Here is a 6155-nt window from a genome sequence, read left to right on the forward strand (position 1 = left end):
AGGCATAGCTCACGTCCACCCTGGAGAGGACCATCAGCCACACGATGACACTCATCACGTAACAGAGTATACCTGCCATTACAAAGGGGTTCAGTGCCACTTTGACCCCGATGGGTAAGATATTTTGAGTGGCCCAAAGCCCCCGGAGCAATCTCTCCAGGGGCGAGGCGCTTATCCCTGGTTTAGAAGAGACCTCTGACCTTTCCGGTATCCGTGTCTACATCGATCCTGCGATAGGCAGGGTCAGAGCCGGTTCCGGGCATGAGGCTTATGGCGCCGGCGACCGGGACCACAAAACCCGCACCCTTGTAAGTCAAGATGTCCCGTACAAGGAGATTCCATCCCTTGGGTACACCCTTGACGTTCGGATCGTCTGCAAGGCTGAGATGGGTTTTTACCATGCAGGTCCCCAGCTTGGAAATCTCGGGATCCTGTTCCATGGCCTTGGCCTTGGCAAGGGCCTCCGGGCTGTAAGTTACGCCGTCACCGCCATAGACCTCCCTGGTGATCAGCTCTATGCGCTCGCGAATCGGCATGTCAAGATCGTAAAGGAGACGGAACTCGTTCTCTTCTTCACAGGCCTCGACAACCGCGTCTGCAAATTCCAGCGCACCGTCTCCACCCTTAAGCCAGTGTTCTGATACTGCCACCCGTGCTCCTACCTGCTCGCTCAGCCTGCGCACCATGGCGATCTCATCCTTTGTATCATTATAAAAAGCGTTAATACAGACCACCGGGTTGATGCCCGCCTTTTTCACCGTCTCGATATGATGGATCAGATTTGCGCATCCCTTTTCCACCCACTCTACATTCTCAGTATTATACTCCTCTGGCATCGGGCGACCGGGACGGGGTATGGGGGCTCCGCCGTGGCATTTAAGCGCCCTGATGGTGGCCACTACCACTGCACAGTTAGGCTTTAGCCCACTGAAGCGACACTTGAGGTTCCAGAATTTCTCAAAGCCTATATCAGCGCCAAAGCCGCTCTCAGTTACCAGGTAGTCGGTAAGCTTCAATCCGATCCTGTCGGCAATGATCGAAGACTGACCTATGGCAATGTTTGCAAACGGTCCTGCATGTACCATACAAGGTTGGCCTTCAATAGTCTGCATGAGGTTGGGATTAATGGCCTCCACCATCCAGGCAGTCATGCCGCCGGCCACTTCAAGGTCCTCTGTAGTAACAGGCTTTCCTGTACGGTCATAGGCAAGGACTATCCGGCCTATACGTTCTCTGAGATCCTTGAGGTCATTCGCTACCGCGAGTATCGCCATGATTTCCGAACTGACGGCTATGTTGAAACCGCTCTGCATAGTGAAACCATCCATTCTGCCCCCGATTCCCAGAGTTATGTTCCTCAGGGCCTGGGCGCAGAAATCGATTATCCACCTGAATTCCACGCTCTTGGGGTGGATATTGAGACGCTTCAGCCCCCTCCTGGCCAACTGTTCGTCTGTGTAGTTCGATTCATGCTGCATGCGTGCAGTAAGGGCGGTCATGCCCAGATTATGGGCATTCATGATGGCGTTGATATCGCCTGTGAGTCCGAGAGAAAACTTCGAAAGCGGAATGACCAGCGCAAGCCCCCCTCCTGCAGCGCTGCCCTTGATATTGAAAGTGGGCCCTCCGGATGGCTGCCGTATAGCTCCCATCACTTTCTTGCCCCTCTTGCCGAGACCTTCCATCAGACCTACTGCACAGGTGCTTTTACCTTCACCCAGAGGAGTCGGCGTGACAGCAGTCACGTCGATATATTTTCCGTCCGGTCTGCCCTTGAGACGTTCCAATACCTTGGCATAATCGATCTTTGCTACGTAATGGCCGTACGGAAGAAGCTCTTCCTTTTCAAGGGCCAGTTCCTCGCCAAGCTGATATACGGTCTTCATGTTTTCTTCGGCAGCTTCGGAAATCTGCCAGTCTTTCATTTTAGTTGGGTCTAGTTTCATAAAAATTCTCCTTATGAAAAATTTCTGGACGCAGACCCGGACATGATATAAATGGAGATTCCCATTTATTTAATAAGGTTCCTGATAGAGGAGAATGTCCGGGTTTATGAATCTTGATTCAGTATCAGGTTAATAACCGAAACTGAATTTGCCAATCACAGGTCATATTAGGTACTCTAAATAGGGTTTTTTTTCAATAAATGTAGAAAAAAACATGGAGGATAGAAATTGCTGCTGGAAATAGATCCCAAAAGACCCAGTCCACGCCAGATAAACATGGTTGCAGAGATCTTGAGGAGGGGAGAGATAATCGTATACCCCACAGATACCTGTTATGGCATAGGAGCTGACATCTTTAACAAAAAAGCTATCGGACGCATTTACCAAATCAAGGGACTTCATAAAAGCACACCCTTCAGTTTTGTGTGCGCAAATCTGAGAGACATAAGCAGATATGCCTTTGTGACAGACTATGCCTACAGAATATTGAAGCGGTTTCTGCCGGGCCCTTACACCTTTATCCTGGAGGGATCCAGGGAAGTCCCCAAGATGATGCTTACAAAACGCCGCACCGTTGGAATTCGTATTCCAGATCACCCGGTCTGTAAAGCAATAGCTGATGCCCTTGGGAACCCGCTTATAAGTACCTCGGCAGGCATAGGCAATGAACCTGTATGGTCAGATCCCAAAGAGATTAATGAAGTCCTGGGAAAGAGGTTGGCTATGGTGATAGACTGTGGAATTATCCCAGCGGTACCATCAAGCGTGATATCGTTGGTGAATGACGAGACACTGGTGCTCAGAAAGGGTAAGGGTGATGTCTCGGCTTTTATAGAAAAGAAGGCATAGAGAGACAGGGGAATGGAGCATTAGTCATCAGACCTTAGTTCCTTACCCGCCCTGAAAATTATGCGATAGCTTGAAGGACATATTGTCAGCAGACCTGTCTTGGGGTTCACGAATTCCCGTCCCTTTTGCCTTTGCAGTGAAAAACTTCCTATGCCCCTGATCTCTATCCTTCCTTTTTCTTTAAGCGCTGAAATCATCGCATCGAAGACCATATCTACAACGGTTTTGAGGTCCTTTTTCAGGTGCTGAGGAAAATTATGCTGCAACCGGGCAATAAGATCACCCTTCAATATAGACCGTGGCTGCTGCTCAGATCCCATAGGAAACAGAATTACCTGCGGGAGATCTTAGTAACTGACCAAGGACATTGCCCAAGGTCTTTGCTCCTTCTTCCCGTAGAAGATCTCTTATGATTGAAAGGCGATCTCTCTCGGGGTAGATAAGCTCAGGTCTGCCTTCTATTCCCGCCAGACTTGCAGCCTTATCCACGGCTACGCTGAAATTGCCCAACTCGTCTACCAGTTTGGCATCCAGGGCCTGATGGCCTGTCATGATACGCCCGTCAGCAAGGGCCGAAACCTGCTCTTCGGGAAGCTTTCTGCTCTTGGCTACCGCCGTTATGAATTGCTTCTGAATGTCCTGTATTACTTCCTGGAGTAATGCCCGTTCATCTTCTGTCATATCCCTGGTGATGGAGCCCAAATCCTTGAAAGTCCCGCTCTTGACCACGGTTGTCTTTATCCCGAGTTTTTCCAGCAAAGCCCCTATATTGGGGACCTTCATAAGAACCCCGATACTTCCGGTCACCGTGCCCGGGTTAGCCACAATGTGCCTGGCACCTAAGGATGCATAATATCCACCTGATGCCGCCACTGTGGCAAGGGAAGCCACTACGGGTTTTTCCTTGTTCAGCCTGAGGGCCTCTTCAAAAAGTTCCTGGGATGCCCCAACTGCACCACCAGGGCTGTCTATGCGGATTACAACGGCCTTAAATCTTCTGATCGTATCGAAAATCCCTCAGGGCCTTCAAAGTGGCCTCAGGCTCGGTGATGAGTCCTTTGATCTCCACCACTCCGACTTTATCTCCGTGGTAGACAGAAGGACCGGTAAACATGCCTTTTGTTGCCCATAATACTGACAGAAAAAACGCTATCATAATGACTACGGTGAGCCCTCCGATGGTGGCAAGAACTACCAATAACGGATGGGCATATCTGCGTTCTTTGCGCGCCTGCAACTCTTGCATGATCCCGGCTTATTCCTCCCGGCTCCTGTTGTCTTTTTCGGAGCGGGCACGATTGCGCTGTACTATTTCTTCCTGCAGCAAGCTGCCCAAAGTAGTGCCGGCAGATTTGTTGTTGCCGGCGTACTCATCAAAATGTGAACGCTCCTCATCTTCAGATATTCGCTTAATAGAGAGCCCGATACGCCTTTCCAGAGGGGCTACATGGATAACCTTGGCACTGATTTTATCTCCTACCTGAAACATTCCAACCGGCGTCTTGATCTTCCCGGGCCCCAACTCAGAAATGTGAATCAGGCCCTCAACCCCCTCTTCAAGCTCAACAAATACCCCAAAATCCGTCACATTTGTCACTTTACCGGTGACCTGGCTATCAACAGGATATCTCTCGGGAGCCGATTCCCACGGGTCAGGATGAAGCTGTTTAACGCCCAGTGAAAACCGTTCTTTTTCCTTGTCGACATTAAGCACTACGGCCTGGATAGTCTCCCCTTTTTTGTAAATCTCATTGGGGTGCTTGATCCTTTTGCTCCAGGAGAGGTCGGAGATATGAACAAGCCCGTCTATACCCTCTTCAATGCCTATAAACAGACCGAAATCAGTGATATTCTTTACTGTTCCTTCAATCACTGTACCAATTGGATAGCGCTCCCGGACCAGGTCCCAAGGGTTTGGTTCTATTTGCTTCAGCCCCATAGATATCCTCTGAGACTCAGAGTCCACCTTGAGCACAACTGCCTCGACAATATCTCCTACATCAACCATCTGGGAGGGGTGACGTATGCGCTTTGTCCACGACATCTCAGATACATGAATCAGGCCCTCTACACCCTCCTCGAGCTCTATAAAGACACCGTAATCCGTGAGGCTTACCACCTTGCCGGTCACTTTTTCCCCCACAGGGTACTTTTCTTCCACTCGCAGCCAAGGATCCTCAGTAAGTTGTTTTATGCCTAAGGAAACTTTCTCATTTTCACGATCATATGTAAGAACTTTTACTCTAATCGTGTCACCCACATTAAAGAGCTTGGACGGATGTTCTACACGTCCCCATGACATGTCAGTGATATGGAGAAGCCCGTCGATCCCTCCGAGATCCACAAATACGCCATAATCTGTGATATTTTTGACATCTCCTTCTCTGATCTGCCCTTCTTCAAGAGAAGCCAGGGTATTAACCCTTTTCTCAGACATTTCTTTCTCCAGAAGGAACCTGCGTGAGACCACGACATTCTCTCTGCGGCGATTACATTTCAGGATAACACACTCTATAGTCTGGTTTGCGAGTGTCTCGGGATCACGAACAGGCCGGAGATCAATTTGAGAGAAGGGCAAAAATGCCATTACACCGCATCTGCAGTTGCCGATTCTCACAGACAGGCCACCTTTTACCCTGGACACCACAGTGGCACTCACAGGCGTCTCTGTTTCAAAGGCCTTTGTCAGTTCTTCCCACACCTGACGGCGAAGGGCCTTGGAATGGGAAAGCCTTAACATTCCCTCATCAGGGTCCCAACGTTCAAGTAATACCTCTACGGTATCTCCTGTGGAGACTTTTATTTCTCCTTCCTCGTCACGAAATTCCCGAATCGGGATCAGGCCTTCTGACTTATATCCCACGTCTATCATAACGGATTCTTTATTGATGCTCACTACGGTACCTTTAAGTATCTCTCCTTCCTGAAAGGTACGAAGACTCTGCTCGAAAAGGTCTTCAAACTGGTCCATGTCACCGGCTTCCTCCGGTGACATATCTTCTTCCAAGACCTGGGAATCTGCTTGAGAAGTTGCGTCCCCCTGATCGGGAGCGGCAGTTAGAGTCTGTTCCTGAGTTACCTTACTCGCCACTTTTTCCATTACCCAATAACCCTCCTAAAAAAACGAATGTTGTCTTATACCAGGACAGCCTATAAAGTTCAATGGCGTAAGAACCAATATTAAAGTTTACATAGGCCTCAAATTTATTGTCCATTAATATAAATATCCGGTGAACCCTATCCGTGGTCCATTGGCAACCGGTCACACAGGGGAGCTCCTTCTTCCAACATGCTCTCGCCCCTTGTTTTCTTAAGGTCTTTGCAGCATGGGAGACCCTCCCCCGTTCTCCTCCGCTGCGC

Annotated in this window: 6 protein-coding genes and 1 pseudogene; 1 reads left to right on the forward strand and 6 read right to left on the reverse strand. The window is 49.4% G+C overall.

Going from position 1 to position 6155, the window contains the following annotated elements; genetic code table 11:
• Nucleotides 1–136 (reverse strand): annotated as a pseudogene (locus tag C4B57_11385) (4-amino-4-deoxy-L-arabinose transferase).
• Nucleotides 137–182: 46 nt separating this feature from the next.
• Nucleotides 183–1946 carry a formate--tetrahydrofolate ligase gene (locus tag C4B57_11390; GenBank protein PXF52150.1) on the reverse strand — a complete coding sequence of 588 codons (1764 nt, stop codon included), beginning with the start codon at nucleotides 1944–1946 and terminating at the stop codon, nucleotides 183–185.
• A 228-nt stretch (nucleotides 1947–2174) separates the two neighbouring features.
• Here C4B57_11390 and C4B57_11395 point away from each other — a divergent pair, with 228 nt between their 5' ends.
• Nucleotides 2175–2795: a threonylcarbamoyl-AMP synthase gene (locus tag C4B57_11395; GenBank protein PXF52151.1), complete on the forward strand. Its 621-nt coding sequence runs from the start codon at nucleotides 2175–2177 to the stop codon at nucleotides 2793–2795.
• A 20-nt stretch (nucleotides 2796–2815) separates the two neighbouring features.
• Here the strand turns inward: C4B57_11395 and C4B57_11400 are convergent, their stop codons facing one another.
• The 4 genes from C4B57_11400 to C4B57_11415 are packed head-to-tail and all read right to left on the reverse strand — an operon-like array spanning nucleotide 2816 to nucleotide 5895.
• Nucleotides 2816–3088 carry an integration host factor subunit beta gene (locus C4B57_11400; protein PXF52155.1) on the reverse strand — a complete coding sequence of 91 codons (273 nt, stop codon included), beginning with the start codon at nucleotides 3086–3088 and terminating at the stop codon, nucleotides 2816–2818.
• Between the two features lie 16 nt (nucleotides 3089–3104).
• Nucleotides 3105–3809 carry a signal peptide peptidase SppA gene (gene sppA, locus C4B57_11405; protein ID PXF52152.1) on the reverse strand — a complete coding sequence of 235 codons (705 nt, stop codon included), beginning with the start codon at nucleotides 3807–3809 and terminating at the stop codon, nucleotides 3105–3107.
• Nucleotides 3784–4041 carry a hypothetical protein gene (locus C4B57_11410; protein PXF52153.1) on the reverse strand — a complete coding sequence of 86 codons (258 nt, stop codon included), beginning with the start codon at nucleotides 4039–4041 and terminating at the stop codon, nucleotides 3784–3786. The genes sppA and C4B57_11410 overlap by 26 nt, the downstream gene beginning before the upstream one ends.
• 9 nt (nucleotides 4042–4050) lie before the next feature.
• The gene (locus C4B57_11415; protein PXF52154.1) at nucleotides 4051–5895 is read right to left on the reverse strand and encodes a 30S ribosomal protein S1; all 1845 of its coding nucleotides are present in this window, start codon (nucleotides 5893–5895) and stop codon (nucleotides 4051–4053) included.
• Nucleotides 5896–6155 lie beyond the last annotated feature (260 nt).

This window comes from Deltaproteobacteria bacterium, from assembly GCA_003194485.1.
GTDB lineage: Bacteria > Desulfobacterota > Dissulfuribacteria > Dissulfuribacterales > UBA3076 > UBA3076.

Excerpts from the sequence above, each read along its gene's own strand:
- C4B57_11390 (PXF52150.1), bottom strand. The coding sequence starts at position 1,946 with ATGAAACTAGACCCAACTAAAATGAAAGACTGGCAGATTTCCGAAGCT.
- C4B57_11410 (PXF52153.1), bottom strand. The coding sequence starts at position 4,041 with ATGCAAGAGTTGCAGGCGCGCAAAGAACGCAGATATGCCCATCCGTTA.
- C4B57_11415 (PXF52154.1), bottom strand. The coding sequence starts at position 5,895 with ATGGAAAAAGTGGCGAGTAAGGTAACTCAGGAACAGACTCTAACTGCC.